The sequence below is a fragment of the Marinobacterium marisflavi genome, assembly GCF_982447095.1.
In genome coordinates, this window is sequence record NZ_OZ457898.1 from 522,592 (window position 1) to 547,659 (window position 25,068).

Annotated in this window: 26 protein-coding genes, 4 tRNA genes and 1 other RNA gene; 26 read left to right on the forward strand and 5 right to left on the reverse strand. The window is 52.9% G+C overall.

Features of this window, described 5'->3' with window-relative positions; all coding sequences use genetic code 11:
* Positions 1-4: 4 nt before the first annotated feature.
* The 3 genes from ssrS to AC1WNR_RS02440 form a co-directional block, all read right to left on the reverse strand.
* Positions 5-183, reverse strand: a non-coding RNA gene (gene ssrS, locus AC1WNR_RS02430) — 6S RNA.
* A gap of 54 nt (positions 184-237) precedes the next feature.
* Positions 238-537 carry a cell division protein ZapA gene (locus AC1WNR_RS02435; protein WP_481642954.1) on the reverse strand — a complete coding sequence of 100 codons (300 nt, stop codon included), beginning with the start codon at positions 535-537 and terminating at the stop codon, positions 238-240.
* Positions 534-743 (reverse strand): TIGR02449 family protein, encoded by a 210-nt coding sequence (locus AC1WNR_RS02440; protein ID WP_481642955.1) that lies wholly within the window; start codon positions 741-743, stop codon positions 534-536. The genes AC1WNR_RS02435 and AC1WNR_RS02440 overlap by 4 nt, the downstream gene beginning before the upstream one ends.
* Before the next feature lie 133 nt (positions 744-876).
* Between AC1WNR_RS02440 and AC1WNR_RS02445 the strand changes: the two genes are divergently transcribed.
* From AC1WNR_RS02445 to AC1WNR_RS02475, 7 genes are all read left to right on the forward strand, one after another.
* Positions 877-1,458, forward strand: a complete 582-nt coding sequence (locus tag AC1WNR_RS02445; RefSeq protein WP_481642956.1) for a UPF0149 family protein — start codon at positions 877-879, stop codon at positions 1,456-1,458.
* 9 nt (positions 1,459-1,467) lie between these two features.
* Positions 1,468-2,784: a Xaa-Pro aminopeptidase gene (gene pepP / locus AC1WNR_RS02450; protein WP_481642957.1), complete on the forward strand. Its 1,317-nt coding sequence runs from the start codon at positions 1,468-1,470 to the stop codon at positions 2,782-2,784.
* Entirely contained in the window at positions 2,774-4,039 is a 1,266-nt protein-coding gene (gene ubiH / locus AC1WNR_RS02455) for a 2-octaprenyl-6-methoxyphenyl hydroxylase (protein WP_481642958.1), read from the forward strand. Before pepP ends, ubiH begins: the two co-directional genes overlap by 11 nt.
* Entirely contained in the window at positions 4,032-5,288 is a 1,257-nt protein-coding gene (locus AC1WNR_RS02460; protein ID WP_481642959.1) for a UbiH/UbiF/VisC/COQ6 family ubiquinone biosynthesis hydroxylase, read from the forward strand. The genes ubiH and AC1WNR_RS02460 overlap by 8 nt, the downstream gene beginning before the upstream one ends.
* Before the next feature lie 67 nt (positions 5,289-5,355).
* Entirely contained in the window at positions 5,356-5,745 is a 390-nt protein-coding gene (gcvH, locus tag AC1WNR_RS02465; protein WP_481642960.1) for a glycine cleavage system protein GcvH, read from the forward strand.
* 98 nt (positions 5,746-5,843) lie between these two features.
* Entirely contained in the window at positions 5,844-7,040 is a 1,197-nt protein-coding gene (locus AC1WNR_RS02470) for a class I SAM-dependent rRNA methyltransferase (protein WP_481642961.1), read from the forward strand.
* Between the two features lie 115 nt (positions 7,041-7,155).
* On the forward strand, positions 7,156-7,569 hold the full coding sequence (locus tag AC1WNR_RS02475) for a CBS domain-containing protein (protein WP_481642962.1): 414 nt from the start codon (positions 7,156-7,158) through the stop codon (positions 7,567-7,569).
* Between the two features lie 133 nt (positions 7,570-7,702).
* Here AC1WNR_RS02475 and AC1WNR_RS02480 read toward each other — a convergent pair whose 3' ends face one another.
* Positions 7,703-8,359, reverse strand: coding sequence for a histidinol-phosphatase (locus AC1WNR_RS02480; RefSeq protein WP_481642963.1), 657 nt, complete (start codon positions 8,357-8,359; stop codon positions 7,703-7,705).
* 114 nt (positions 8,360-8,473) lie between these two features.
* Here AC1WNR_RS02480 and AC1WNR_RS02485 point away from each other — a divergent pair, with 114 nt between their 5' ends.
* The 18 genes from AC1WNR_RS02485 to AC1WNR_RS02570 all read left to right on the forward strand — a co-directional run bounded on the left by AC1WNR_RS02485 (position 8,474) and on the right by AC1WNR_RS02570 (position 22,241).
* Positions 8,474-8,962, forward strand: coding sequence for an RNA pyrophosphohydrolase (locus AC1WNR_RS02485; protein WP_481642964.1), 489 nt, complete (start codon positions 8,474-8,476; stop codon positions 8,960-8,962).
* A gap of 51 nt (positions 8,963-9,013) precedes the next feature.
* Positions 9,014-11,314 carry a phosphoenolpyruvate--protein phosphotransferase gene (gene ptsP / locus AC1WNR_RS02490; protein ID WP_481642965.1) on the forward strand — a complete coding sequence of 767 codons (2,301 nt, stop codon included), beginning with the start codon at positions 9,014-9,016 and terminating at the stop codon, positions 11,312-11,314.
* Positions 11,311-12,117 carry a sulfite exporter TauE/SafE family protein gene (locus AC1WNR_RS02495; protein ID WP_481642966.1) on the forward strand — a complete coding sequence of 269 codons (807 nt, stop codon included), beginning with the start codon at positions 11,311-11,313 and terminating at the stop codon, positions 12,115-12,117. Before ptsP ends, AC1WNR_RS02495 begins: the two co-directional genes overlap by 4 nt.
* A gap of 3 nt (positions 12,118-12,120) precedes the next feature.
* Positions 12,121-12,903, forward strand: coding sequence for a prolipoprotein diacylglyceryl transferase (gene lgt / locus AC1WNR_RS02500; RefSeq protein ID WP_481642967.1), 783 nt, complete (start codon positions 12,121-12,123; stop codon positions 12,901-12,903).
* A 69-nt stretch (positions 12,904-12,972) separates the two neighbouring features.
* Entirely contained in the window at positions 12,973-13,824 is an 852-nt protein-coding gene (locus AC1WNR_RS02505; RefSeq protein WP_481642968.1) for a thymidylate synthase, read from the forward strand.
* A 9-nt stretch (positions 13,825-13,833) separates the two neighbouring features.
* Complete coding sequence (locus tag AC1WNR_RS02510; RefSeq protein WP_481642969.1) at positions 13,834-14,346, forward strand: dihydrofolate reductase; 513 nt, start codon at positions 13,834-13,836, stop codon at positions 14,344-14,346.
* A gap of 2 nt (positions 14,347-14,348) precedes the next feature.
* Complete coding sequence (gene birA / locus AC1WNR_RS02515) at positions 14,349-15,317, forward strand: bifunctional biotin--[acetyl-CoA-carboxylase] ligase/biotin operon repressor BirA (RefSeq protein WP_481642970.1); 969 nt, start codon at positions 14,349-14,351, stop codon at positions 15,315-15,317.
* A complete protein-coding gene (locus tag AC1WNR_RS02520) occupies positions 15,317-16,057 on the forward strand; it encodes a type III pantothenate kinase (protein WP_481642971.1) in 741 nt (246 codons plus the stop codon). The genes birA and AC1WNR_RS02520 overlap by 1 nt, the downstream gene beginning before the upstream one ends.
* On the forward strand, positions 16,057-16,698 hold the full coding sequence (locus tag AC1WNR_RS02525; RefSeq protein WP_481642972.1) for a hypothetical protein: 642 nt from the start codon (positions 16,057-16,059) through the stop codon (positions 16,696-16,698). The genes AC1WNR_RS02520 and AC1WNR_RS02525 overlap by 1 nt, the downstream gene beginning before the upstream one ends.
* 23 nt (positions 16,699-16,721) lie before the next feature.
* A tRNA-Thr gene (locus AC1WNR_RS02530) sits at positions 16,722-16,797 on the forward strand.
* Positions 16,798-16,814: 17 nt separating this feature from the next.
* Positions 16,815-16,898: transfer RNA gene (locus AC1WNR_RS02535), tRNA-Tyr, on the forward strand.
* Positions 16,899-16,917: 19 nt separating this feature from the next.
* Positions 16,918-16,992, forward strand: a tRNA-Gly gene (locus AC1WNR_RS02540).
* Positions 16,993-17,050: 58 nt separating this feature from the next.
* Positions 17,051-17,125: transfer RNA gene (locus tag AC1WNR_RS02545), tRNA-Thr, on the forward strand.
* A gap of 65 nt (positions 17,126-17,190) precedes the next feature.
* Positions 17,191-18,384, forward strand: a complete 1,194-nt coding sequence (gene tuf, locus AC1WNR_RS02550; protein WP_481642973.1) for an elongation factor Tu — start codon at positions 17,191-17,193, stop codon at positions 18,382-18,384.
* Positions 18,385-18,711: 327 nt separating this feature from the next.
* Positions 18,712-19,680 (forward strand): glycine betaine ABC transporter substrate-binding protein, encoded by a 969-nt coding sequence (locus tag AC1WNR_RS02555; protein WP_481642974.1) that lies wholly within the window; start codon positions 18,712-18,714, stop codon positions 19,678-19,680.
* 72 nt (positions 19,681-19,752) lie between these two features.
* Positions 19,753-20,769 carry an ABC transporter permease gene (locus AC1WNR_RS02560; protein ID WP_481642975.1) on the forward strand — a complete coding sequence of 339 codons (1,017 nt, stop codon included), beginning with the start codon at positions 19,753-19,755 and terminating at the stop codon, positions 20,767-20,769.
* 9 nt (positions 20,770-20,778) lie between these two features.
* Complete coding sequence (locus AC1WNR_RS02565) at positions 20,779-21,828, forward strand: quaternary amine ABC transporter ATP-binding protein (protein ID WP_481642976.1); 1,050 nt, start codon at positions 20,779-20,781, stop codon at positions 21,826-21,828.
* Positions 21,829-22,085: 257 nt separating this feature from the next.
* Positions 22,086-22,241 (forward strand): hypothetical protein, encoded by a 156-nt coding sequence (locus AC1WNR_RS02570; RefSeq protein ID WP_481642977.1) that lies wholly within the window; start codon positions 22,086-22,088, stop codon positions 22,239-22,241.
* Between the two features lie 78 nt (positions 22,242-22,319).
* Here the strand turns inward: AC1WNR_RS02570 and AC1WNR_RS02575 are convergent, their stop codons facing one another.
* Positions 22,320-23,660 carry an NAD(P)/FAD-dependent oxidoreductase gene (locus tag AC1WNR_RS02575; protein WP_481642978.1) on the reverse strand — a complete coding sequence of 447 codons (1,341 nt, stop codon included), beginning with the start codon at positions 23,658-23,660 and terminating at the stop codon, positions 22,320-22,322.
* Between the two features lie 154 nt (positions 23,661-23,814).
* Between AC1WNR_RS02575 and AC1WNR_RS02580 the strand changes: the two genes are divergently transcribed.
* Entirely contained in the window at positions 23,815-25,065 is a 1,251-nt protein-coding gene (locus tag AC1WNR_RS02580) for a sarcosine oxidase subunit beta family protein (RefSeq protein ID WP_481642979.1), read from the forward strand.
* Positions 25,066-25,068: the final 3 nt, after the last annotated feature.

The window sequence follows — 25,068 nt, forward strand, 5'->3', positions numbered from 1 at the left end:
TCAAAGTGGCCCCAGAATGCCGGTGGTGTTCTTGGCCCTGAACCCGAAGGTTCAGAGTGGAGGCAAGTAAAGGTGAATCAGGCTTTCCGAGTACGGACATGCTCACAACACCCCTAGCCTGCGTCCGGTAAAATGATTATCGGCTCGAGGGACTTGAACAACTGTCGAACATCCCAGGGTTGCCCTAATTATATATCCAGCGGGGTGCGGCTTTCCAACCCCTTTCACGGAATAATGCTATGAAAACTGCTCAGCTTGTTCGAGTGCAGAATCAATTTTTTCCGCCAGACGTTTCAGGTGAGCTTCAGTATCAACCGCATTGCTCGGGCCTGACTGCATGAGCTCGTGCGCAAGGTTAAGTCCCGCCATAACGGCGATGCGCTCTAGCCCCAGTAGTTTTGCCTGATCGCGGATCTCTCGCATTTTGCTATCCAATAGGTCGGCAGAGGCGATCAGCTCAGCCTCGGCGCCATCAGGGCAACTGATGGCATACTCTTTATCGAGCAGTTTTACACTGACGGTACGAACCTGGCTCATTTGGTTTTCTCCAGAGTTTTGAGGCGGGTTAACATTGCCTCCACCTGCGCCCGAGTCGCGTCGCTACTCTGCACCAGTTGTGCGCGCTCCTCTTCGAGTTTTGCGTTTTTACTGCGCAGTGCTCGGTTCTGCTCTTCAAGCTGGCCTAAACGCTTGATCAGTTGGTCGAGCTTCTGCTCAAGCGCAGCGAAATAGTGTTCGGTCATCAGATAGTCCGCAAAAGAGTGATCTGTAGATAGTATCAGCCCGCATCTGAGCGTCAATCTCTGCTGACGCGACGCGAGCGCTGGTTTAGACTAGTCGACATTGCTAAGTAAACCGTACCTATCAGGAGATTCTGTGGTTACCCAAGCGTCAGCCCCCGATTTTGAACAACTTGCTAACCTGCTGCTGGAAGAGGGTGCGGTGACTTTCTCACCCTCTGAATTACATGGACTCATTGTTGGGCAGATTGCCGCAGGGCGTCGCTTTGAAACGCCGGAACTGGCGACTTTTTGTGCCGAGCAGATAGATCTCTCGATACTCTCTCAGCCAAGTACGGTGCCTAATCTCACCCTGCTGTATAAAGAGTCGTTGGAGCAGTTGGAATCCAGCAACTTTGAGCTGGAGTTGCTGCTACCGGATGACGAGCACAGCCTAGGCCAGCGTGCCGAGCAGCTCGGTCTATGGGTTACGGGCTTTATCGCTGGCTTTGGCCTAGCAGTGACCGAGAAAGCCTCTACCCTCAGTAGCGAAGCTCAGGAGAGTATCGGCGACCTTGTACAGATTGCACAGATCGATGCGTCTGAAGAGGCGGAAGAGGATGAGGGGCTGTTGATGGAGGTAGAGGAGTATGTGCGCATGGTGGCTATGCTGCTCTTTACAGAATGTAATCAGGCCCCAGCAGAGAACAAATCAGATGATGCGCCAACACTCCATTGAGGAGAGACGATGAAACTGGATCAGCAAAACTACCGGGAACGACGTAAGCAGTTACTAGAGAAGATGCCAGAGGGCTCGATCATGGTGATCGCCGCTGAGTCGCTAAAGACGCGCAATAACGATGCTGAGTACCCCTTCCGTCAGTCGAGTAATTTTTACTACTTGACTGGTTTTAATGAGCCAGACGCGCTGCTGGTGATGGCTAAAGGGGAAGAGGCGGCGGTTACGCTTTTCTGTCCGCCGCGCGACCCCGATATGGAGATCTGGACTGGTTATCGTGCGGGACCTGAGGGCTGTGTTGAGCGTTTTGGCGCTGACCAAGCGTTCAATCTGGATGAGATTGATGAGCGCCTTCCGAAGATGATTGATGGCGCTAGCCAGTTGCTCTATCCGATTGCGCGAGACAAGGCGCTGGATGCACGCGTCAAAGGTTGGCTGGAAACACTCGGGCGCTCTGTGCGCTCGGGCGCTGTGCTACCACAAACCTTGGCAGACTCGGACCGCTTGTTGCACGAGATGCGCCTGTTCAAATCAGCTGCAGAGATTGAGGTGATGCAGCGGGCGGCGACTATCTCTGCCACCGCACACTGTCAGGCAATGATCGCCTGTAAACCCGGTATTTATGAATTTCAGTTGGAGAGTGTAATCCAGGCTTACTGCGGTTCTCAGGGGGCTCGGTTCCAAGCTTACACGCCGATTGTTGCGGGCGGCGCTAACGCCTGTATTCTGCACTACATTGAAAATGATCAGCCGATCGCCGACGGTGATTTAGTTCTGATCGATGCTGGCTGTGAATTGGACAACTACGCCAGCGATATTACTCGAACATTTCCAGCCAATGGTCGCTTCTCCGACGAGCAGGCGGCGATCTACGATCTGGTGCTCAAGGCAAATGAGGCCTGTATTGAGGCAGTTCGTCCAGGCACCTGCTGGGACTCCTTGCATCAGCTTTCAGTACGGATTCTGACTGAGGGGCTTATCGAGTTGGGTCTATTGCAAGGTGATCTTGATGAGTTGATCGAGGCGGGCGCCTTCCGTCGCTTCTACATGCACCGCATAGGTCACTGGCTCGGCATGGATGTGCATGACGTCGGTGATTATCGTGTAGACGGCGAGTGGCGCAAGCTGGCGCCGGGTATAGTGACCACGATCGAGCCGGGTATCTATATTGCACCTGATGATCACAGTGTTGAGGAGCGCTGGCGCGGAATCGGCGTGCGTATTGAAGATGATGTGCTAGTGACCGAGCAGGGCTCAAAAGTGTTGACCGCTGAGGTGCCTAAGCTGCGCTCTGAGATTGAGGCGTTGATGCAGAATGCCGGATAAGCTCCAGCAGTTTGATCTTATTGTCTGCGGTGGTGGCATGGTTGGCGCTAGCCTCGTTGTGGCGCTGCTACCCGCTGCCGAGCAGCTAGGACTGCGGATTGCTCTGATTGAACAGAACGCACTGCCTACGGTCGCGAACCCAGAGTATCAGCCCAGTTTCGACGCGCGTAGTACAGCTTTGGCTGCGGGCTCTCGTACGCTGCTAGAGACTATGGGGGTCTGGTCGGCACTCGCTGAACATCTAACCCCCATCAAAGAGATAGAAATATCGGCGAAAGGGCAATTTGGCCGGACACAGATGCAAGCTGAGCGAGAGCAGGTTCCGGCGCTCGGTTATGTGGTCGAGAATCACTGGATGGGGCAGGTGTTGATGAGCCATATCCAGCAAGTCGATTCGCCGCAGATTGAGTTCTTTAGCCCAGCGACTGTCCGATCGATCTCTCCAGCAATGCCGCTCTCTGAAGTGATAATTGAATCTGAAGGGGTGACTCAGACGCTCTCGGCTCCGTTAGTCGTTATGGCCGATGGTGGGCGCTCGGAGCTACGTCTGGCTATGGGGATCGACTACAGCGAGCAGGACTACCATCAGCATGCGCTGGTTGCCAACGTTGCGCTGGATAGACCGCATGAGGGTGTTGCCTATGAGCGCTTCACCGAACAGGGGCCTATTGCGCTTTTACCGATTGAGTCTGCGGATGGGCAGGCACGTATGGGGCTTGTCTGGACACTGTCTGAAGAGCGTATCGATCAGGTGATGGCGCTGGATGATGCAGCCTTCCTTGAGGAGTTGCAGGGAGCTTTTGGCTTTAGAGCCGGAGCACTGACACGAGTGGGTGAGCGTTTTAGTTACCCACTGAAGCTAATACTCGCTCAAGAGCAGGCGCGAACCGGATTGGTGGTGCTGGGCAATGCCGCTCACTCCTTACATCCAATTGCTGGTCAAGGTTTCAACCTGGCTATTCGGGGCGTGGCGCAACTGGCTGAGCTAGTTATTGCCCGTAAAAAAGCGGGGCAGGCGCTGGGTGATCTGGCTGCACTGCAAACCTTTGTTGAGCAGCGACGAGCTGATCAACAGCGCACCATTCGATTTGGTGACAGTTCGTTAAAGCTTTTTATGAGCAGAAACCCAGCGGTGCGACTGGGCCGATCTTTGGGCTTGCAATTGCTTGACCTAATTCCACCCGCTCGAACCTTGCTAGCACGCGCGGCTATGGGATTGGATACACCGGCTGCGAGGTTGAACCCAGATGACTGATCGCACTGTGGACCTGTTAGTTGTTGGGGCCGGCATGACCGGTTTAGCCTTGGGTCTTGCGCTGGCCGATGAGGGTTTCAGCGTTGAGTTGATCGAGCCGCAGCAGCCCGATCTGGATACACTTGAACAGCAGTTTGATCAGCTTTGCACAAATCTTCCTGGTGCTCGAGTCAGCGCGCTGACCCTAGCCTCGGAAGCGCTGCTGCGCAAGCTCGAGGTTTGGCAGCGGGTCTCTCAGACTCGCGCTGAAGCCTACACTCGGATGCATGTCTGGGACGGCGAAACCCGAGGCGAGATCAGCTTCGATGCGTTGGAATTGCACGAGCCGTGTCTGGGGCATATTGTTGAAAATCGTCTGATTGTAGCGGCGCTGTTAGAACGAGCAACCCAGCACCCCGATGTCCACTGCAGTTTTGGGCTTTCGCTTCGCTCGCTCGAGTTGAGTGGCTCAAGTCAGCGAGTGCTACTGAGTGATGGCTCTGAGCGCCACTGCTCTCTGGTTGTCGGTGCGGATGGGGCAAATTCAGTGACGCGCCGTTTGGCAGGTATGGGTACGCACGAGTGGGATTATGGCCATCATGCACTCGTAGCCACTCTGCGGTTAGAGGGTTCGCATCAGCACTGCTGCTGGCAGCGTTTTACCGAGGACGGTCCTTTGGCGCTGCTGCCGCTCAAGTCTGATGCGAATGACCTTGTGTCACTCGTTTGGTCGACGTCACCGGAGCATGCGCAAACACTGTATGGACTGGATGATAATTTGCTGTGCGAGGCGATTACACGGGGCAGTGACTCCCGTGCGGGGCGTGTTATCGAGGTTCATCACCGAGCCTTAGTGCCGTTGCGTCAACGCCACGCGCAGGATTACGTCTGCGCCGGTGTCGCCTTAGTTGGCGATGCTGCGCACACCATTCACCCGCTTGCGGGCCAGGGTGTAAACCTTGGCTTTCAGGATGTCGCTGCGCTCGTCGAGATACTCTCTGAAGCGCGCGACGGTTCTGAGGGACTCGGCAGCTTGCGAGTGTTGCGTCGCTATCAGCGTCGCCGAATGCTCACCAATCTTCGCATGAGTGCAGTGATGCAAGGTTTCCGCACGCTCTTTACACCTCAGCCTGCTATTGTGGAGTTGGTGCGCAGTCTCGGTATGCGTGCCGTAGATCAATGTGCGCCAGTTAAACAACATCTAATGTTAGATGCGATGGGTCTGCGCGCAGATCTACCCGAGCTGTTAAAGCGACCGTTGAAAATCTAGTCGTGCTCAAGATTGCGCGCTACACTATCGTCAAATCCTGATTAACCCCGAATAAGGTAAATAGATAATGAGCAACGTACCTAGTGAACTGAAGTATGTCAGCAGCCACGAGTGGATTCGTGAAGAGGGCGATGGCGTAGTCACTATTGGTATCACCGACTATGCGCAGGAGTCGCTCGGTGATGTCGTTTTCGTTGAGACACCGGATGTTGGCGCCGAAGTATCCGCAGGTGACGATGCGGGTGTTGTTGAGTCGGTTAAAGCGGCTTCGGATATCTACGCACCGTTGAGCGGTACGGTTATTGAGGTTAACGAAGAGCTGGAAGATGCGCCTGAGAACGTTAACAACGACCCTTACGGTGATGGCTGGTTCTTTAAGCTGAAATTGAGCGATGCGGCTGAGTTGGATGACCTTCTGAGCGCTGAAGAGTATCAGGAGCAGTGCGAAGAGGAGTAATCTCGTCGTACATCCTGTTTCAAAATATCCCCCGATCTGCCCCAGTCTCGCGCTGGTATTAGCAGTTCGGGGATTTGTTTTTTTAAGAGATTGAGTCAATGAGTGCAAAACCTCTGGTGCTTCGCACCGGTGCCGATAAGCGTCTGCGAGCTGGACATGTGTGGATCTACAGCAATGAGGTCGATACAAAAGCGACGCCGCTAAAGGATTTTGAACCCGGCGAACAGGTGCAGGTTGTCGACTCTCAGGGGCGTCCACGAGCGGCTGCGTACGTAAACCCAAACACGCTTATTTGTGGTCGAGTTTATAGTCGAGATCCTGAACAGGCCCTGGATCGCTCGTTGATTGTTCACCGCCTCAATATCGCGCTCTCGCTGCGTGAGATGAACTTTCCTGATCCTTGCTACCGATTAGTTTATGGTGACTCAGATGGCCTACCTGGCCTCGTGATCGACCGTTTCTACGACATCTTCGTGGTGCAGATCTCTACGGCGGGGATGGAGCGCGCTCAACACCATATTATTGATGCCCTCAATAAGGTGTTCAAACACTGCGCTATTCTGCTGCGTAACGATGGAAAATTCCGCGCGACCGAAGGTCTCGATACCTACGTTGAAGTGGTTCAAGGTGATATTCCTGACCTTGCGCCGCTGCGTGAAAATGGAGTCGATCTGCTCGCGCCGCTAATGACCGGCCAGAAGACCGGCTGGTTCTATGATCACCGCGAAAACCGCGCTCGCATGCAGCAACTGGTTAAAGGCAAGCGGGTTCTTGACCTATTCAGCTACGTCGGTGGCTGGGGTATCCAGGCGCTGGCCGCCGGTGCTGAAGAGGTGAGCTGTGTTGACGCCTCCGCTGGTGCACTCGAAGTGGCTGTAGAGAATGCACGGCTGAACGGCGCTGAAGCGAAACTGCGTCCACTGCAGGGTGATGCGTTCGATATTTGTAAGGCGTTGGTGGCCGAGAAGGAGCGTTTCGATCTGATTGTGGTAGATCCGCCGGCATTCATCATGCGCAAAAAGGATATTCGCAATGGTGAGCGTGCTTACGCGCGTATCAATAACTTCGCGATGCGTCTGCTGAATAAGGGTGGAGTGCTGGTGTCGGCTTCCTGTTCTATGCATCTGGAGACCAGTCGTCTGGTCGATATGCTGCGCCAGAACAGTCGTGAACTGGACCGCCAAGGGCAGATTTTTGCTCAGGGTTACCAAGGCGCGGATCATCCAATCCATCCGGCTATTCCTGAAACCGAGTACCTCAAGGCTTACTTTATGCGCCTGCTGGCCAGCGAGTAGCCTGAGTAGTTGTAGATCAAAGATCGAAGTCGCTTTCTTATATGTTTTGGGAGGCGACATCGCCATCCTTGTGCCACACTGAGTTTATAAGAACCGAAAAACTCTGGAGGTACCGATGGAAAGTATTCTTGTTCGCGATGTTATGGACGCTTCAATTGTTCCCCTTCGTCCAGAGACATCTCTCTCCGATGCGGTTGATCGCATCACCAGTTCGCACCATCTTGGCCTGCCTGTGATGGACGAGAATCACGTGCTTATCGGATTTCTCTCCGAACAAGATTGCATAAAGTATGTGATCAGCGGTAGCTACTATGCCGATAGTCTGATTCGAGTCGGCGATATCATGCGTACTGATCCTCTCTCTGTCGGTGCTAATGAGCAGATTCTGTCGTTAGCTGAGAAGATGCAGACCAGCCGTCCCAAAACCTATCCGGTGTGTGAAGATGGAAAGCTAGTCGGCATGGTGACACGCTCGGCGGTTATTCGCGCGCTTAACGATAAGTTGAAAACCACCAAAATTGCTATTTAGGTACAGGCACCCCGCATACCCTCTTTAGACACGCTCAAGCACATCCTTGTGACGCTCCGTATTTGCTATCCATGGCAAATAAGGGTCTAAAGAGGGTATGCGCGGCGCCACGAAACGACAATGTTGACACCTTCTATCCGCGGAGGTCGAGCATTGGCCAGTTTCTTTCGGTCGCGATTGCGGTTAGGCGCTCATCTGGGTTGACGGCTACTGGGTGGGTGACGCCCTCCAGCAACGGCAGGTCGTTAATTGAATCGGAGTAGAAATAACTCCCATCCAGTGATTCGCTGTTCTCTTTTAACCAACGATTTAAACGAACAACTTTGCCCTCTTGGAAGCAGGGGATATCTGTCACCTGACCGGTATATTTACCGTCGACCTGTTCAGGTTCGGTGGCGATAATTACGGGGACGTTGAGGCGTGCAGCGATTGGGCCGGTGACGAATCGGTTGGTGGCGGTAATGATCATCAGCTTATCGCCCGCATCACGGTGTTTTCGCAGTAGCGCTTCGGCTTTGGGTAGCATCATTGGCTCCACGACATCGCTCATGAACTCAGCGTGCCAAGCTGCTAGTTGCTCGTTTGAGTGTTGCGACAGAGGCTTGAGGGCAAAGCTGAGGAACTCAAGAATATCGAGTTTTCCCTCTTTGTAGAGCTGATAAAAGCGATCATTGGCTTCGCGGTACTCCACCTCATCCACCACACCTTTACGGCAGAGAAACTCGCCCCAAGCGTGATCGCTGTCGCCATTTAGCAGGGTATTATCTAAGTCAAATATTGCGAGGGCCATAGTGTCTCCGGTGCCGAGTTTGGGGCGCAATATTACTGCAATTCCCCAGATGACCGAAACACTCATATGTGAAACAATGGAGTTAAGAAAAATTTTTAGTTAAGGATTACTTACGTGATCGATTCTGATGGGTTCAGACCGAATGTCGGTATCATTCTGGTCAATTCGTCGGGTCAGGTGCTTTGGGCGCGTCGTTGCGGCCAAGATGCTTGGCAGTTCCCCCAGGGCGGGATCAAGACAGACGAGTCAGCCGAAGAGGCGATGTACCGAGAGCTGCAAGAGGAGGTTGGGTTATCACCCACCGATGTGGAGGTTCTAGGCGTTACTCGCGGGTGGCTGCGTTACCGTTTACCCAAACGCATGATTCGACGTCATCAGCACCCGCTCTGTATTGGCCAGAAGCAGAAGTGGTTTATGCTGCGCATGCTGAGTCAGGACGATGCGGTAAAAATCGACTGCTGTGATACGCCAGAGTTTGATGGATGGCGCTGGGTCAGTTACTGGTACCCCTTGGGTCAGGTTGTCTCGTTCAAGCGCGAGGTGTACCGCAAAGCGATGCGCGAGCTGTCGCCACGACTGGTTCGTGCGATCAAAGCCAAGTAGTCCAATAAAGAAGATAGAAACAGTTTAGACCGCAACTTAGGGAGTTGATGGATGAGTGTACTGACCCGTTTGCGTCAGATCGTACAGGAGGTTGCTTCAGCACCTGACTTTGAGTCGGCGCTAGAGCTCTGTGCCGAACGCATTCGAGACACAATGAAGACTGAGGTCTGCTCAATCTATCTGCTCGATACGAACACTCAGCGGTATGTTTTGCGCGCCACTGAGGGCCTTAATAAAGATGCAATCGGTAAGGTAAGTCTCTCACCCACCGAGGGCATTGTTGGCCAGGTCGGTACCCGATCTGAGCCGATTAACCTCGAAGATGCATCGACTCACCCTGCGTTCCTCTATCTGAAGTCTACCGGTGAGGAGCGTTACCACGCTTTCCTCGGTGTACCGATCATCCATCAGCGCACGGTATTCGGGGTTCTAGTTGTACAGCAGCGCGATGTGCGTCGTTTCGATGAGTCGGAAGAGGCGTTCATGGTAACGATCTCCGCTCAGTTGGCGGGCGTTATTGCGCACGCCGAGGCGACAGGATCAATTAACCCCGATAAGAATGTCTCGGATGATCAATCCGGTCGCCCGGCGCGCCACTTTACCGGTGTTGTCGGTAGTCCGGGTGTTGCTATCGGTGAGGTGCGTGTTGTTTCACTAACGGCCGATCTGGGTAGCGTACCGGATAAAGACGCCGAAGATATCGACGCTGAACTCGAGATTCTTGATAAAGCGATCGCAGCGGTACGTGAAGAGATCAGTGAGATCGCCGAGACTCTGGCGACTCGGTTGCGTACCGAAGAGCAGGCACTCTTCCAAGTCTACCTGCGCATGCTCGATGATAATGCGTTAGTTAGTGAAATTCGTGAGCGGATCAAATTGGGTAACTGGGCTCAGGGCGCGCTGCGTGATGTGATTCAGTCACATGTGCGCGAGTTCTCGATGATGGAAGATGCCTATCTGCGCGAGCGCGCCGCGGATATTAGAGATCTGGGGCGTCGTGTCCTGAATTGTCTGCAAGAGGGGGCCTCGGCTAAGCAGCAGGAGTACCCCGCTAACACTATTCTCGTTGCTGACGAACTCTCTCCAGCGATGTTTGGTCTGGTCCCGGAAGAGCAGTTGGCCGGTATGATCTCTATCAGCGGTTCGGGTACGTCGCACGCCGCTATTTTGGCGCGCTCTATGGGTATCCCAACCATTATGGGTGTCGTGGACCTACCTCACACGCGTATTGAGGGGCGCCACGTTATTGTTGATGGTTATTCGGGGCGCGTTTTTGTCGATCCGAAGGATGATCTGCTCTCCGCCTATGGCGATATCCTCAAAGAGGAGAGAGCGATTGCTGCGGGCTTGGATAAGCTAAAGGAGTTACCGGCTGAGACAACCGATGGTCACAGCATGCCGCTCTGGGTGAATACGGGCCTGACGGCTGATGTTGAGCGTTCGCTGGAGCGCGGCGCGGAGGGAATTGGCCTCTACCGTACCGAAATTCCATTCATGATTCGTGACTTCTTCCCTAGTGAACAGGAGCAGACCGAGACCTACCGTCGCCAGCTAGAGTTGTTTGCTCCACGAACAGTAACCATGCGCACGCTGGATATCGGTGGTGATAAGGCGCTGCCATACTTCCCGATAGAGGAGGAGAACCCCTTCCTCGGGTGGCGTGGTATTCGTGTAACCCTAGATCACCCTGAGATTTTCCTGGTTCAGGTGCGTGCTATGTTGCGCGCCTCTGAAGGCCTCAACAACCTGCGGATCATGCTGCCTATGGTGACCAGCGTGCACGAGGTTGAGACGGCGCTGGGGCAGATTGATCAGGCCTACAGTGAATTGTGCGAAGAGGGTCTCGATATCCGCAAGCCGCCGGTCGGTATCATGATTGAGGTACCTGCTGCGGTCTATCAGATTGGTCGGTTTGCAACGTTGATTGATTTTATCTCTGTCGGCTCTAATGACCTGACGCAGTATCTACTTGCGGTTGACCGTAACAATCCTCGAGTGGCTGGGCTCTATGCTTCCTACCATCCGTCTGTGTTGCATGCACTGCAGCATATTGCGCAAGAAGCCCAGCGAGTGAATAAACAGGTCTCCATCTGTGGTGAGATGGCCTCTGACCCCGGTGGTGCCCTGCTGTTGATGGCGATGGGCTATGACGTGCTGTCGATGAACTCCAATAACCTGCCGAAGGTTAAACTGGCGATTCGCAGTATCAGTTACAAAGATTCATTAGCACTTCTCGGGCGCGTGATGCGCATGTCGGATACTGCTGAAATCCATGCTGCGCTGCGTGCCGCGTTACAGGAGAGTGGTCTGACACAGCTTACCCGTCCCGATCTTCCTGGAGAGAAAGCGTGATCGAAGCGCTCCTTTTATATTTGGTTCTAGGTGCCGTGGCCGGTGTGGCTGCGGGTTTATTCGGTATCGGTGGTGGTCTGTTGATCGTGCCGGTTTTGATCTTTAGTTTCACGTTGCAAGGGCTGCCAGAGGCGGTGGTTACACACGCCGCAATCGCAACCTCGCTGGCGACTATTGTGATCACCTCAATCTCCTCTGTTCGAGCTCACAATTCTCGTGGCAGTGTTCGCTGGGATCTGTTTAAGCCCTTGGCTATCGGTATCGGCCTGGGTGCGATCATCGGGGTGTTGATCGCTGACTCACTTAGTGGCCCCAATCTACAACTACTGCTCGGTATCTTCGTTCTCAGTGTCTCGGTGCAGATGGCACTGGATCTGAAGCCCAAGCAAGGTTCAGAGGCACCCCAAACAGGCGAATTGGGTTTCGCTGGATCCTGCATCGGTTGCGCCTCATCTATTTTCGGTATTGGTGGCGGCACTTTGACGGTGCCCTATTTGACGATACGCAGTACAGAGATGCGCCAAGCTGTGGGTACCTCGGCGGCCTGTGGTCTGCCAATCGCTGCAGTCTCTGCGCTTGTCTACATCTGGGCCGGACAGGACGCGCAAGGCATGCCTGAGTACAGTTTGGGTTACATTTATTTGCCCGCATTTGCCGGCATTGCTGTGGCTAGCTCACAGTTTGCTAAGGTGGGCGCCAAGCTGGCGCACACCCTACCGCAGAAACGCCTAAAGCAAGTATTTGCGCTCTTCCTCTTTATTGTCGGTGTGCGTTTTCTTGTACTGAACCTGATGGGTGGCTAGGCCATGGTTTGGACGCATGCGATAGATCCGATCGCGCTGGCGCTTGGGCCGCTGCAGATTCACTGGTACGGCATCATGTACCTGGTTGCCTTTGGTTCAGCTTGGTTGCTAGGCGGTTACCGAGCTCGTCAGGCAAACTCTGGCTGGACCGAGCAGCAGCTCTCTGATTTGATCTTTTACGGCGCTATGGGGGTTATTCTCGGTGGTCGCACGGGCTACGTGCTCTTCTACCACTTCGATTATTTCCTTACCGATCCGCTCTGGCTCTTTGCGATCTGGGAGGGCGGTATGTCCTTTCACGGTGGTTTACTGGGAGTGATTGCAGTGATCGCCTGGTTCGCTCGCAAACAACAGAAATCGCTGTTTGAAATTGGAGATTTTGTAGCGCCCTTGGTGCCCCTCGGTCTGGCCGCAGGGCGCATGGGTAACTTTATTGGTGGAGAGCTTTGGGGGCGAGCCACCGACCAGAGCTGGGGAGTGATTTTCCCTCGCGCAGCTGATCAACTGGCTCGCCACCCATCGCAGCTCTATGAAGCTCTGTTAGAGGGTATCTTGCTGTTCGCTTTAGTCTGGTTCTACTCGGTTAAGCCGCGCAAGCCAGGTGCCGTGGCGGGTCTTTTCCTGCTCGGTTACGGTTTGGCGCGCAGTTTTGTGGAGTTCTTCCGTGAGCCGGATGCGCATCTTGGATTGATTGGGTTTGAACTGCTGTCGATGGGGCAGTTGCTTTCACTGCCAATGATTTTGGGTGGGCTTTTTTTACTTTTCCGCCCAACTGCGAAAAGCTGATGCGGTGGAGTCTGAATTGCTAAGCTGTTAGCCTCCTCGCTATAAAACTAGTTAAGAGAAGATGTTCGAATGAGACAGTATCTCGATCTCTGTCAGCGTATTGTTGACGAGGGTGTCTGGGTTGATAACGCGCGCACGGGCAAGCGCTGTTTGACGGTTATTAATGCCGACCTAACCTACAATGTGGGCGCTGGTGAGTTCCCACTAGTGACCACGCGTAAGAGCTTTTACAAAGCAGCGATCGCTGAGATGATCGGTTATCTGCGCGGCTATGACAATGCGGCCGATTTTCGCGCTCTAGGCACCAAAACTTGGGACGCCAACGCCAATGATAACGCCGACTGGTTGGCTAATCCGCATCGTAAGGGCGATGACGACTGTGGCTTTATCTACGGTAAGGTTGCACGTAATTTTCCTAAACCGGATGGCGGTTCAGTCGATCTGCTACGGAAAATCATCGATGATCTAAAAGCGGGGCGCGATGATCGTGGCGAGATCCTCACTTTTTATCACCCGGGTGCTTTCCATATGGGGTGTCTACGCCCGTGCATGTACTCGCACCACTTCTCACTGCTAGGCGGTAAGCTCTATCTGAACTCGACTCAGCGCAGCTGTGATGTGCCGTTAGGATTGAACTTCAATATGGTGCAGGTCTACTTCTTGCTGGCAATTGTGGCGCAGATTACCGGGCATGAGCCTGGTATGGCGTACCATAAGATTGTGAACGCGCATATCTACGAGGATCAGCTGGAGTTGATGCGCGATGTTCAGCTCAAGCGCGAGCCGTTGACGCCACCGACATTGAAAATTAATCCTGATATTCGCTCGCTCGAGGACCTTGAGACCTGGGTCAGTATGGATGACTTTGAGATTGAGGGTTACGAGTATCACCCAGCAATTCAATACCCCTTCTCGGTTTAAGGAGCTCACATGCGTTTGGCACTGATTGTTGCGCAAGGGAAGAATCGTGTAATCGGTAACGAGAACCGGCTGCCTTGGTATCTGCCAGAGGACCTGCGTTACTTTAAGCAGGTGACCTTGGGTAAGCCGATTATTATGGGGCGTAAGACCTACGAGTCTATCGGTAAGCCCCTGCCTGGCCGCACTAATATAGTCATCACTCGCGATCCTAACTGGAGTGCCGAAGGGGTGAAGTTGGCTAAGTCACTGGATGAGGCGATTGAGTTGGGTGAAGCGCAGGCCCTGATTGATGGTGCTGACGAGGCGGTTGTGATCGGTGGTGCTCAGATCTATGAGCAGTCTCTGTCGCGTGTCGATCGCCTCTACATGACTGAGGTCGACGCTGAACCTGAGGGCGACGCCTGGTTCCCGGAAGTTGATTACACCCAGTGGCGTGAGTTGGGTCGCGAGTCTTATCCTGCTGGCGATCAACCGAATCGTTACCCTTACGCTTTTGTGGTCTACGATCGCGCGGACGGCTGAACGTGAACCTACAGCTGTTGCGCCTTCTAGCAGATGGATCCTTTCATAGTGGTGCGCAACTCTGCGAGCAGCTAGGCGTCAGCCGCACGACTGTGTGGAATCAGGTACGCGAGATGCAGGCTTACGGTGTTGAGATTAACTCAGTACGTGGCCGCGGGTACCACATCACCGGTGGTATGGACCTATTGGATGAGGAGCACCTAAGAGCCCAGTTAGAGGCTCTAGGGATACTCGATCATTTAGACCTCCTAGATCTATCTGTGATCAGCGAATCAACCAATCTGAGCGCGCAGCGCGCCAGTTCAACGGGACATCAGCGTTCGCTTTTCGTTGCCGAGTATCAAAGCGGCGGACGTGGTCGCCGAGGTCGTACTTGGGCCAGCCCGCTCGGTGCAAATCTTTACTTCTCTTTGAGTTGGCCGTTCAGTGGCGGAGTTGCATCGCTAGAGGGATTGAGCCTGGCTGTGGGTGTTGCGCTCAAGCGAGCACTCGCTGCTCTGCATGTAGAGGGTGTCGAGCTGAAGTGGCCAAATGACCTCTTGTTGGACGGTCGCAAGCTCGGTGGTGTTTTGATTGAAGTGGGTGGTGACCTCTCTGGCGATTGCAGTGCGGTGATCGGTGTTGGATTGAATGTAGCAATGCCAGAGTCAGCGCAATTGCAGATTGATCAGCCTTGGTCGGATCTTACAGGGCGACTGCCAAAGGGTTTAACTCGCAGTGATTTACTAGCAGTGGTCGCAAAGTATCTGATTGAGATGCTCCAGCAGTTTGGTCAATCTGGATTTGCCGGGTTGCAGCAGGAGTGGGAAACGGCACACGCGTTTCAGAATAGGCCGGTTAAGTTGATCCTCGGTGACTCGCGTATAGACGGTCTCTGTCTCGGTGTGGATCGTACAGGTGCGCTACGACTGAAAACGGCTGACGGCGAGCAGCTATTTCAGGGTGGTGAGATAAGTATGCGGGCCAACTGATGCGATTAGAGTTTGATCTGGGTAACAGCTTCCTTAAGTGGCGCTTGGTGAATCCGCTGAGAGTCTCCGGTGGACAGCTCTTATTGGCTGAGCTCGAAGCCTGGTTAGCAGAACAGCACCAAGCAATCGATGAAATCTGGATTAGCTCGGTTGCTAGCGATTCGGTGAATCATCAGTTGGCGAACCGTCTTGCGCTGCACTTCGGTGTTGCACCTGAATTTGCCCGTGTGACAAAACAGGCAGCGGGAGTCGTTAACGCCTACGCTCATCCAGAGCGCATGGGCGTTGATAGGTGGCTAGTTATGTTGGCCGCCTGGGAAAAACTGCAGTGTGCATTCATCGTTGTTGATGCCGGCAGTGCCATAAATATCGAACGTGTCTCTGCTGATGGGCACTACCTCGGCGGCACTATATTAGCTGGCTATCAAATGCAGCAGCGCACCTTGCTTGGGCAGACTGCACGTGTACGCTTTGATCTGGCCGCAGGCGATGCTTTGCAGGGTGGGGTCGATACGGCCAGTTGTGTCGCTTCAGGTGCTGAGCTGGTGTTGCGTGGTGTGGCGCAACAGCTCCCGGATCTACTTGCAGAGTTGGCAGATGTCGGTGGACGATCTAAGCTAGTGTTAACCGGGGGCGATGCTCAACACCTAGTGAAATACTTACCCGAGGGGTTGGAGTACCAACTGTTACCTGAGCTAGTTATGGATGGCCTGGTTCTGGCAAAGAGGGAAAATATTTAATGCTGCGTTGGGTGTTTCTGCTCATTCTTTTAGCAAACTCGCTGCTCTTCTTCTGGTACGCCCAGAAGTATCACTTTACCGAGTCTAAATCTCAGCCCGATTTTAAGCCGAAGGTGTTGCGCCTGCCGTCTGAGTTGCAGCCCGGTGAAACTCTCGAAGCTCGGCCGCGTGAATGTGGTATTTTTCAGCCGTTGGCGAGCGAGTTTGAAGCGAGCCGCCTGGCTGAGCTATTGGCTGAACGTGGTTTCGCTTCTGAATATAAGGCGATGCCACCGGTAGAGGATGGTGTGCGGGTTGAATATCCCCTTCCAGCGGATGCTGAAGCGCGCATTCAGGTGCTTGACGATCTGGCCCGCGCTGGCTGGGTGCCAGAGACGCGAGATGGCGCCCTGGTATTGGGAAGCTATACTGACGAGAGCGTCGCGCGGCAGATGTTAGCGGGCCTTCCGGCACAGATAACTGATAAGGCGCGCGTTAAATCAGTGCTGCGTGCCTCGGGTGATTTTGAGGTGCATACTTCGTACCTAATTGGTTACGAAATAAGCAGTGAAATCAAGCAGCTAATCACCGATAGCTGGCCTGGTGTAAAATTTGAAAAAAATCTATGTGAAGGGGTTGCAAGGCCTAGGGTCGATCAGTAAGATACGCCCCACTTCGTCGCTGAGCCGGTATAGCTCAGTTGGTAGAGCAACTGACTTGTAATCAGTAGGTCCCGAGTTCGACTCTTGGTGCCGGCACCATTTAGCGATGAGGTTGTGGTGGGATTCCCGAGTGGCCAAAGGGATCGGATTGTAAATCCGACGCGAAAGCTTCGATGGTTCGAATCCATCTCCCACCACCATCCTGATCAGCTGCTTTCGGCGGGTATGGTATAGTGGCTATTACCTCAGCCTTCCAAGCTGAAGAGGCGGGTTCGATTCCCGCTACCCGCTCCAGCTCTGACTCACACTCCACTGTTTGGAGGAGATTTTCAGGGCAAAGCAAGCAAGATTCGCTCATGTAGCTCAGGGGTAGAGCACACCCTTGGTAAGGGTGAGGTCGGCGGTTCAAATCCGCCCATGAGCTCCAGTATTTAGAAGGGTAGATGTAGCGATATATCTGCCTTTTTTCGTTTTTGACCGAGGATATAAATCGTGGCAAAGCAACAATTTGAACGTAACAAACCACACGTTAACGTAGGTACAATCGGCCACGTTGACCACGGTAAAACTACTCTGACTGCAGCGCTGACTCGCGTATGTGCAGAAGCATTCGGCGGTGCAGCCGTAGCATTTGATGGTATCGACAAAGCTCCAGAAGAGCGTGAGCGCGGTATCACAATCAACACTTCTCACGTTGAATACGAGTCACCAACTCGTCACTACGCACACGTAGACTGCCCAGGACACGCTGACTACGTTAAGAACATGATCACCGGTGCTGCACAGATGGACGGCGCTATCCTGGTATGTTCAGCAGCTGACGGCCCAATGCCACAGACTCGTGAGCACATCCTGCTGTCTCGTCAGGTAGGTGTACCGTACATCGTTGTATTCCTGAACAAAGCTGACATGGTAGACGACGAAGAGCTACTTGAGCTGGTTGAGATGGAAGTTCGCGAACTTCTGGATACTTACGACTTCCCAGGTGATGACACTCCAATCGTTGTTGGTTCAGCGCTGATGGCACTGAACGGCGAAGATGGCAACGAAATGGGTACAACTGCTGTTAAGAAGCTGGTTGAGACTCTGGATGCTTACATCCCAGAACCACAGCGTCTGGTTGACCTGCCGTTCCTGATGCCAATCGAGGACGTATTCTCGATCTCTGGTCGTGGTACTGTAGTAACAGGGCGTGTAGAGCGCGGTATCATCAACGTAGGTGATGAGATCGAGATCGTTGGTATCAAAGACACTACCAAGACGACTTGTACTGGTGTTGAAATGTTCCGCAAGCTGCTTGACCAGGGTCGTGCAGGTGAGAACGTTGGTGCGCTGCTGCGTGGTACTAAGCGTGACGAAGTTGAGCGTGGTCAGGTTCTGTGTAAGCCTGGTTCAATCAAGCCACACACTCGTTTCGAAGGTGAAGTATACGTACTGAGCAAAGAAGAGGGTGGTCGTCACACTCCATTCTTCAAAGGCTACCGTCCACAGTTCTACTTCCGTACAACTGACATCACTGGTGCTGTAGAGCTGCCAGAAGGTGTGGAAATGGTAATGCCAGGCGACAACATCAAAATGGATGTTACGCTGATCAACCCAATCGCAATGGAAGATGGTCTGCGCTTCGCGATCCGTGAAGGTGGCCGTACCGTTGGTGCAGGTGTTGTATCTAAGGTCATCGAGTAATCGATATCTTTAAAGTGTAGGAGGGATGTACGCGAAGCGTATTTCCCGACTCAAGAAGCCCGCCCTGTGCGGGCTTTTTTGTTAATTGGGGTCAGACCCCTATTTTGGCTAAATTAGTGGCATCTACATTAGCGAAAAATGGGGTCAGACCCCGGATCACCGAGAAGTTTCCTGTATTCGCCCTGCCTTTGCCTATAAGCGACATTTTGTCCCGCCGACCAACGGCTAACTAGAAACTCCGAAGGGGTTGATATAGTCTCAGAGAGGTGTGTAGTCAGGACCGAAAAATATCCGGCTGCGGCGACAATAACAATAAAGGGAATAACGATGAAAAAATTCAAACTCACTGGCGTTGCTCTGGCGGTCAGTCTCTCTTCAGGTGCAGCTTTCGCAGATTGCGGTAAAGTCAGCATTGGTGCTATGGGCTGGGCCTCTGGTGAAGCGCTGGCAGCCATCGCTAGTTTCGTTCTTGATCAAGGTTACGGCTGTGAGACTACTATCGTTCCGACGGATACGGTACCTGCTGTGACTTCTCTTGCAGAGAACGGCGAGCCTGACCTAGTTGTTGAGCTTTGGCAGAACTCAGTACCAGCCTATGCAGATCTAGTTGCACAGGGTAAGGCAATTACGGCGAGCAGCATATTTGCTAATGGCGGTGAAGAGGGCTGGTGGATACCTAAGTACCTCGCTGACAAGCATCCTGAACTGCTGACTCTCGAAGGTATACTCGCAAATCCCGAATTGGTTGGCGGACGTTTCCATAACTGCCCAGTGGGCTGGGGTTGCCGTATCGTTAACGACAATCTGGCAAACTTCCACGATATGCGTGGCAAAGGCGTTGAGGTGTTCGATCACGGCTCTGGTGCAAACCTTGCTGCTTCCATCGCAGCGGCGTTCGAAGAGAAAGCTCCATGGTTCGGCTACTACTGGGGTCCTACAGCGATTCTTGGTAAATACCCAATGGCTCGCGTAAGCCTCGGTGCTGTTGATGCTGATCAGCACAAACTCAACCAGGTGCAGGATCAGGATCCAGCCAAGGTAGGCGTGTCTGACTTCCCAAGCGCGCCAGTGCTAAACGTCGTTACCACTTCACTTGCTGATCGTGAGCCAGAGGTAGCAGCATTTGCGAAAAACTTCTCTATTCCAAATGACGTTTTGAGCCAGATGCTGGCTTGGCAGGAAGAGAACAACGCTTCTGCTGATGAAGCGGCTGCATGGATGCTGACTCAGCAAACTGACCTGGTAATGGGTATGGTAAGCGACGATGCCCGTGCTAAGCTCAGCAAGCTGATGTAATCGCTACAACCCTTCAAAGTCGCGCCCCTTGGGGCGCGCATAAAAAACGACAAGAACACTAAAGGATCTCGGATGAGTAGTTACTCCGGTCTTTTCGACCTGCTCGGTATGCGCGAGTGGTGTGATGAAGACAAAAAGCCTTCTCTTATGTCCCTTGGAAAACTCAAGGGTGGTGAATCCAACTGGTACGACGTTAAATTTCCCTCCTTGGATAATCTGCATGAAGCCTGTGCAAAGGTCCCTCAGACACGTGATTTCACCGCGGGGATAGAAGATGGTTTTTTGGCTATCAGACCGGCACTGCGTACGGTCCTGGATCCTCTTACACAACCATTGAGTTGGGCACTTGATGGTGCGCTCTGGTTGTTTACCTCCACGCCTTGGTGGGCGTTAGTCCCGTTGCTGTTTATGCTTTGCGTTTTCGTTACTAAGAGCTGGAAAATCGGTGCTCTAGTATTATCGTTCCTCGCGACTTTTCTATTTATTGATCACTACGATCACGCAATGCAAACCTTGGCGATAATCTTTGTTTGTACGGTAATCTGTGTCGTGCTGGGTGTTCCGCTAGGTATCGCTATGTCAAAAAGCGATCGATTGCAAAGAGCGATAACGCCTGTCTTGGATATGTTGCAAACACTACCGACCTTCGTGTACCTGATTCCGCTCATCTTCCTGTTCAAAATTACAGAGCCGAAGCTCTATGGCCTAGCGATTATTCTCTACGCGATAGTACCAGTAGTGCGGTTAACTAATCTCGGTATCCGACTGGTAGATCCCGATGTTATCGAGGCTGCTGAAGCTTACGGCTTGAATAAGCGTAAGAAGCTTTGGGGTGTTGAGATTCCTCTGGCGCTGCCAACCATTATGGCGGGTGTGAACCAGACTATCATGATGTCGCTGGCGATGGTGGTAATTGCCTCGCTGGTATCAGCACCTGGCTTGGGTACGCTGGTACTGGACGGTATCAACAACCTGCGCCTGGGTGTAGGTTTCGTTGCTGGGTTTGCAATTGTACTGTTGGCGATTCTGCTAGATCGCGTATCTAAGGCTGCCTTGGATCGTGTCAATGCGACGCAGTCGAATCACTAAGGACTGATCATGAGTAATAAAGTTAAAGTATCGGTTCAGGGTCTCTACAAGATCTTCGGTGAGGATGGCGCTTCAAAAGTCGACCTTGTGAAAAACGGGATGACCAAGGCTGAACTGCTAGATCAGCATGGGCATGTTCTCGGATTGCAAGATATCAATGTGGATATGAAAGAGGGTGAGATCACCGTCATTATGGGCCTCTCTGGTTCAGGTAAGTCGACGCTGATTCGCCATCTTAATCGTCTAATTGAACCTACCGCGGGCAAAATTCTGCTCGACGGTGAGGATATTCTCTCGCTCCAAGGCGAGGCTCTACTTGAGATGCGCCGCACGCGTATGTCGATGGTGTTCCAAAAGTTTGCGCTCTTCCCGCATCGCACAGTTGCGGAAAACGCTGCGTTGGCGCTGGAAGTGGGCGGCGCAAGTAAGCAGGAACAGCGCGCAGAGGCTGAAAAGTGGCTGGCGCGTCTGGGTTTGAAAGGCTTTGAAGATAGCTATCCGAACCAGCTCAGTGGTGGTATGCAGCAGCGTGTGGGTATCGCCCGCGCCCTCTGTGCTCACTCTGAAGTCATGCTGTTGGATGAAGCCTTCTCTGCGCTAGATCCGATTATTCGTTCGCAGATGCAGGATCTATTGCTAGAGCTGCAGAAAGAGCTGCACAAGACCATTATCTTCATCACCCATGACCTGGATGAGGCGCTGAAGTTGGCTGACCACCTGGTCATTCTCAAGGATGGCTATGTGATCCAGCAGGGTGAACCGCAGCAGATAATCCTCAACCCAAGCGATGTCTACATTGAACGCTTTGTCAGTGATATTAACCGTGCTCGCGTATTGCGTACGCGCTCAATCATGAAGCCGCTCGATGGTCAGGATCTCTCAGTGGCGCTGCCTGTTGCTGCGGATGATAATCTTGAGTCGGTCATAGAGATGGTGGGCGGGGACACATCCAAGAGCTTTGTTGTTGAGGATAATGGACAGCAGCTAGGCTACTTCGATATGCACGATATTGTTGCAGCGATGGTGCCGCAGCGGGCAAAAGAGGAGTGGGTAGGCTAAGGTTTTTTCTCTCCTCTAAATATAAGGCGCACTTCTTCGGAACTGTGCCTTTTTTGTTTCTGGGAGCCAGCTATACGGGCTAGATACTGTTCTAGTTTTAGGTTGAGGGGCCTCAGAAAAAAGTTGAATTTTTCTCGTCTTTTTGATGTAAAAAAATCACTGGATGATGAGCAAGTCTGGGCGTATTCTCGCGCGCGCTGACCCACAAGGGCTGCAATCAAGCTAGGTAATTTGATTGTTTTTAGGGAGTCCTAAGCATGTACCAGAGTGAATCTTTCCTTAAAGAAAAAGATCGTCTTGCGAAATCTCGTGCTGCGCACCTGCGTCTAATGGCTTCTGGCCTGGGTGGTGCAATTACGCCATGGTTTGGCAACACTAGCAAAGCCTCAAACAAAGCTGCTAAGAAGATCTGATCGGATCTACACCCTCTTTCGAAACCCGAGCCTGTGTCGATACAGGCTCGGGTTTTTTATTTTGGGTTTTGTTGGCTGTTAGCTCCAAGGGAAGGGGCTATTGGAGGTAGGGTGAAGGTCCCCTTCGGCGTAGCGGCTGAATCTGAAGGGCAGCAGAAGTTCAGACCTTGCACCGCTCGTCAGTTCTTCAGCAACGAGTTTTCCGACACCTATCATCTTATAGCCGTGGTTTGAGTCAGCTAAAAACGTACAGTTCTCAAAGAAACGATCGAACACAGGGAAACTATCAGGTGTGAATGCACCTATGCCGCCGCTTGGCTCTTTCTTAAATTTGGGTAGCATCCCCTCGAAGCGTTTCTGGCAGTGAGCCAGGGCGCTAACCCACATGTGCGCGAAATCTTCGCCGACAATAAACTCAGGACTTTTCGGCCCATAGGGATCCACCGCCACCTGGTCAGCATCACGTTGCACTGGGAAGGGCGCTGCTCCGCCCTGGATGCCACCAAAGTTGAGGTCGGGCTTGTAATAGATACCCCACATCTTATCGGTAACCAGCGATCCGTCCCTTGTACTGTGCAGTGGGGCGTCACTGTCGACATGCAGTACGGGCGGCGCTGAACCGTCATTGGTTCTCTGTAAACCCGGATCTACCCCGAGAGTTCCCTCTTGTAGCGACCAGTAGAGCCACATATTAACGTCGGTGTGATCGACGCCCTGAGCGTCTCTGACCGTTATAGTCTTGGGCAGTTCAAGCATGTCCCAGAACTGCTTCGCCCAAGGACCGGGACAGATAATGAGCTGCTCACAGCTGATTTGCCCCTGACTTGTCTCAACGCTGCTAATCGACCCAGAGCTATCTTTGTTGATCGCGTTAACTTCTACTCCCGAGGCAAACTGCACACCCAAACCCTTCGCCATATTGGCCAGTCCGACCATTGCAGCACGGTTGTTGGCGTAGCCACCGCGCTTCTCATGGAGAACGCTGGTGATTCCCTTAGCTTGCCAGTCGTCAAATAGTCCGAGCATATATCGGCGGCTATCTGCTTCACCCTCTATAAAAAGAGATTCGTAACCGATATCCCTTTGCTGGGAAGCAATGCTGGCAACATCTTGATGCATAGATTCAGGGCTGATCTGCATGTAACCGACATTGTGGTAACTCAGTGCGGCAGCATGCTCTTCCCAAATATCAACGCTGTGTGCCATGAGTTTGCGCATGGCTGGTTGGAAATAGTTATTGCGTACAACCCCGCAAGCGATCCCTGATGCGCCAGCTGCGATATCCTGTTTGTCGATGACTAGAATTTGAGCTGGATCTTCACCTTTGGCTTTGAGACTAGCGCCCAGATGATAGGCGGTACTTAGTCCGTGAACGCCAGCGCCAACGATGAGATATTTAGCCGAATCGGGGATGCTCATAGATAGAAGTTCCGTTTTTTGTTGTTGTGTTCTGATGATGCTCTCAAAGTGTGAACATGATTTGCCTAATTTGGACAAAAAATTGCGTTTTTAAGCAAGTGTTTCAGGTAAATTCTGATTTACTCTGGAAGAACAACAATAAGCTAGGTCTAATATGGACTACTCAATTTTTCGCGTCATCAAAGAGGCGTTAAATAATCACAAAGGCTGGGGCCCTGCCTGGCGTACTCCTACTCCCAAACCGCACTACGATATCGTCATTGTAGGCGGCGGCGGTCACGGTTTGGCTACCGCTTTCTATCTTGCGAGCCGTTATGGTTTGCGCAATATTGCGGTGCTGGAGAAAGGCTGGCTGGGTGGTGGTAACGTCGGTCGCAATACCACGATTGTGCGCTCCAACTATATGTTGCCTGGAAACGAACCCTTCTATGAACTGTCGATGAAGCTCTGGGAAGGTTTGGAGCAGGAGCTCAACTACAACGCCATGGTATCCCAACGTGGCGTTCTCAATCTTTGTCACTCCGATGCTCAGCGTGACGCCTTCCGAAAGCGTGGTAACGCCATGTTGCTGCAGGGTGCTGATGCAGAGTTGCTAGACGCTGAGGGTGTCCGAAAACTCTACCCTTATCTCAATTTCGACGATGCACGTTTCCCTATAATGGGTGGTCTTTTGCAGCGCCGCGGCGGTACTGTGCGCCATGATGCCGTGGCCTGGGGCTACGCGCGCGCGGCCGATCAACTTGGCGTCGACATCATCCAGAACTGTGAGGTGCTCGATTTTCGCATCGAGAATGGTCAGGTGTCTGGGCTGGAAACCAGTCGCGGCTTTATTGGCGCGAATAAAGTGGGTACCGCCGTGGCAGGCTCCTCGAGTCGCTTACTTTCTAAAGCCGGCTTACGATTGCCTATCGAATCCCATGTACTACAGGCGTTTGTCTCTGAGGGTCTAAAGCCGGTAATACCCGGTGTAATTACCTTCGGAGCGGGACACTTCTATCTAAGTCAGTCGGACAAAGGCGGCCTGGTATTTGGTGGCGATATTGATGGCTATAACACCTATGCCCAGCGCGGCAATATGCCCGTGGTTGAAGATGTCTGCGAGGGGGCCATGGGGCTAATGCCGATGCTTGGCCGAGCTCGTATGCTGCGTAGCTGGGGTGGCATTATGGATATGAGCATGGATGGCTCTCCATTTATTGATCGCACCGATATCAAAGGTCTCTACTTCAATGGTGGCTGGTGCTACGGCGGCTTCAAAGCGACGCCTGCATCTGGGCTCTGTTTTGCGCATCTGCTGGCTACTGGTACCTCGCATGAGGTGGCCGCGCAGATGCGCCTCGACCGGTTTGCTCGGGGCGCCATGATAGATGAAAAAGGTCAGGGCGCTCAGCCCAACTTGCACTAGAGG

Excerpts from the sequence above, each read along its gene's own strand:
- AC1WNR_RS02435 (WP_481642954.1), bottom strand. The coding sequence starts at position 537 with ATGAGCCAGGTTCGTACCGTCAGTGTAAAACTGCTCGATAAAGAGTAT.
- AC1WNR_RS02440 (WP_481642955.1), bottom strand. The coding sequence starts at position 743 with ATGACCGAACACTATTTCGCTGCGCTTGAGCAGAAGCTCGACCAACTG.
- pepP (WP_481642957.1), top strand. The coding sequence starts at position 1,468 with ATGAAACTGGATCAGCAAAACTACCGGGAACGACGTAAGCAGTTACTA.
- ubiH (WP_481642958.1), top strand. The coding sequence starts at position 2,774 with ATGCCGGATAAGCTCCAGCAGTTTGATCTTATTGTCTGCGGTGGTGGC.
- AC1WNR_RS02460 (WP_481642959.1), top strand. The coding sequence starts at position 4,032 with ATGACTGATCGCACTGTGGACCTGTTAGTTGTTGGGGCCGGCATGACC.
- gcvH (WP_481642960.1), top strand. The coding sequence starts at position 5,356 with ATGAGCAACGTACCTAGTGAACTGAAGTATGTCAGCAGCCACGAGTGG.
- AC1WNR_RS02470 (WP_481642961.1), top strand. The coding sequence starts at position 5,844 with ATGAGTGCAAAACCTCTGGTGCTTCGCACCGGTGCCGATAAGCGTCTG.
- AC1WNR_RS02475 (WP_481642962.1), top strand. The coding sequence starts at position 7,156 with ATGGAAAGTATTCTTGTTCGCGATGTTATGGACGCTTCAATTGTTCCC.
- AC1WNR_RS02480 (WP_481642963.1), bottom strand. The coding sequence starts at position 8,359 with ATGGCCCTCGCAATATTTGACTTAGATAATACCCTGCTAAATGGCGAC.
- ptsP (WP_481642965.1), top strand. The coding sequence starts at position 9,014 with ATGAGTGTACTGACCCGTTTGCGTCAGATCGTACAGGAGGTTGCTTCA.
- lgt (WP_481642967.1), top strand. The coding sequence starts at position 12,121 with ATGGTTTGGACGCATGCGATAGATCCGATCGCGCTGGCGCTTGGGCCG.
- AC1WNR_RS02505 (WP_481642968.1), top strand. The coding sequence starts at position 12,973 with ATGAGACAGTATCTCGATCTCTGTCAGCGTATTGTTGACGAGGGTGTC.
- AC1WNR_RS02510 (WP_481642969.1), top strand. The coding sequence starts at position 13,834 with ATGCGTTTGGCACTGATTGTTGCGCAAGGGAAGAATCGTGTAATCGGT.
- AC1WNR_RS02520 (WP_481642971.1), top strand. The coding sequence starts at position 15,317 with ATGCGATTAGAGTTTGATCTGGGTAACAGCTTCCTTAAGTGGCGCTTG.
- AC1WNR_RS02525 (WP_481642972.1), top strand. The coding sequence starts at position 16,057 with ATGCTGCGTTGGGTGTTTCTGCTCATTCTTTTAGCAAACTCGCTGCTC.
- AC1WNR_RS02555 (WP_481642974.1), top strand. The coding sequence starts at position 18,712 with ATGAAAAAATTCAAACTCACTGGCGTTGCTCTGGCGGTCAGTCTCTCT.
- AC1WNR_RS02560 (WP_481642975.1), top strand. The coding sequence starts at position 19,753 with ATGAGTAGTTACTCCGGTCTTTTCGACCTGCTCGGTATGCGCGAGTGG.
- AC1WNR_RS02565 (WP_481642976.1), top strand. The coding sequence starts at position 20,779 with ATGAGTAATAAAGTTAAAGTATCGGTTCAGGGTCTCTACAAGATCTTC.
- AC1WNR_RS02570 (WP_481642977.1), top strand. The coding sequence starts at position 22,086 with ATGTACCAGAGTGAATCTTTCCTTAAAGAAAAAGATCGTCTTGCGAAA.
- AC1WNR_RS02575 (WP_481642978.1), bottom strand. The coding sequence starts at position 23,660 with ATGAGCATCCCCGATTCGGCTAAATATCTCATCGTTGGCGCTGGCGTT.
- AC1WNR_RS02580 (WP_481642979.1), top strand. The coding sequence starts at position 23,815 with ATGGACTACTCAATTTTTCGCGTCATCAAAGAGGCGTTAAATAATCAC.